Raw genomic sequence first — 2,008 nt, forward strand, 5'->3', positions numbered from 1 at the left:
CAACGCCCGCTCACACGCCACCATCGACTCACCGAACACCGGCGACACATCCCAGAGCTCACGCCCCATCCCCACCCACTGCGACCCCTGACCCGGGAAGACGAACACGGTGCGGGCGTTGGCTTCGGCGGTACCGGTGATCACGTCGGTGGCCGGCTCCTGGGCCGCCATGGCGCCGATCCGCTCGGTCAGCTCCGCGATGTCGCCGCCGAGCACCACCGCGCGGTGCTCCAGGTCGGCACGCGTCGTCGCCAGGGAGAACGCCACGTCGGCCGGGTCGAGATCCGGGGTGCGTTCCAGCAGCTCGCGCAGGCGCTCGGCCTGGCCGCGCAGGGCGCCGCCGGACCGGGCGGAGATGACCCAGGGGACGACGGGCGTGACCAGGGCGGCCTGGGAGTCCAGGCCGTCGCTGCCGGCCCGATCCGGTGTCTCCTCGTCCGGTGCCTCTTCGATGATGACGTGGGCGTTGGTGCCGCTGATCCCGAACGACGACACACCCGCACGGCGGGGCCGCTCGCCCGCCGGCCACTCCCGCGCCTCGGTCAGCAGCTCCACCGCACCCGCCGACCAGTCCACCTCGGGCGTCGGCTCGTCCACGTTGAGTGTCCTGGGCATCAGGCCGTGCCGCAGGGCGAGTACCGACTTGATGACGCCGGCGACACCGGCCGCGGCCCCCGTGTGACCGATGTTGGTCTTCACGGAACCGAGCCACAGCGGCCGGTCGTCCGGCCGGTCCTGCCCGTAGGTGGCGAGCAGCGCCTGCGCCTCGATCGGGTCGCCCAGCGTCGTACCCGTGCCGTGCGCCTCCACCATGTCCACGTCGGACAGGGACAGACCGGCGTTGGCTACGGCCGAGCGGATGACGCGCTGCTGCGAGGGACCGTTGGGCGCGCTCAGGCCGTTGGAGGCGCCGTCCTGGTTGATGGCCGAGCCGCGGATCACCGCCAGGACCTCATGGCCGTTGCGGCGCGCGTCCGACATGAGGCCGACGCCGCCCGTCAGGGCGAGCGAGCACTCTCCGCTGTGCAGGGCCTGGGCGGCGAGGTGCAGGGCGACCAGCGAGGACGAGCAGGCCGTGTCCACGCTGACGGCGGGGCCCTCGAAGCCGAGTGAGTAGGAGATCCGCCCGGACATCACGCTGCCGGAGGACCCTGTGACGGCGTAGCCCTGGCTGGCCGGCGAGTTCATGAGCAGGGCGCCGTACTCGACCGCGGTGCCACCCACGAAGACGCCGGTGTCGCTGCCGCGGAGGGACGTCGGGTCGATGCCCGACCTCTCGACGGCCTCCCACGACGTCTCCAGGAGCAACCGCTGCTGCGGGTCCATCGTCATGGCCTCGCGGGGCGAGATCCCGAAGAAACCGGCGTCGAAGTCGCCCGCCTCGTGCAGGAAACCCGCCCGACGGAGGCTGCCGAGGTTCCAGCGGTCCCAGCCCCGGTAGGACGGGAAGTCGGACATGCCCTCCCGGTCCTCCACGACCATCTGCCACAGGTCCTCGGGGGAGGACACCCCGCCCGAGTAACGGCAGGCCATGCCGACGATGGCGAGCGGCTCGTCGGTCGAGACCCGGGCGGTCGCCGCCGTCGCCGGTGCCACGGCGGCACCGGCCCCGGCACCGGCGAGTTCACCGTGGAGGTGCGCGGCGAGCTGTCGCGGGTTGGGATAGTCGAAGACGAGGGTGGCGGGCAGCCGCAGACCGGTGGCCGCGTTGAGCCGGTTGCGCAGCTCCATCGCGGTCAGGGAGTCGAAGCCCAGCTCCTTGAACGGCCTTTCGGAGGTGATCTCGGCCGTGGAGGAGTGCGCCAGGATACCGGCGGCCTCGTCACGCACCAGGTCCATCAGCAGGTCGAGTTGCTCCGTCCGGCCAAGGGCCGCAAGCTCCGCCCGCAGAGCCGAACCACCCGTGTCCTCGCCGGTGGTGGTGTGGTCGGTGTCGTCCGCGAGGACCTGGGCGACCTCGGGTATGTCCTCGATCAACGGCCGCCGCCGCGCCATCACATACCCCGGA

Annotated in this window: 1 protein-coding gene; it reads right to left on the reverse strand. The window is 72.1% G+C overall.

What is annotated here, in order from left to right:
* On the reverse strand, nt 1–2,008 hold a 2,008-nt coding region (locus IG88_RS0137685), incomplete at both ends, for a type I polyketide synthase (RefSeq protein WP_037837561.1).

Origin of the sequence: Streptomyces sp. NRRL F-5650 (genome assembly GCF_000721365.1) — a bacterium.
GTDB classification, from domain to species: domain Bacteria; phylum Actinomycetota; class Actinomycetes; order Streptomycetales; family Streptomycetaceae; genus Streptomyces; species Streptomyces ardesiacus.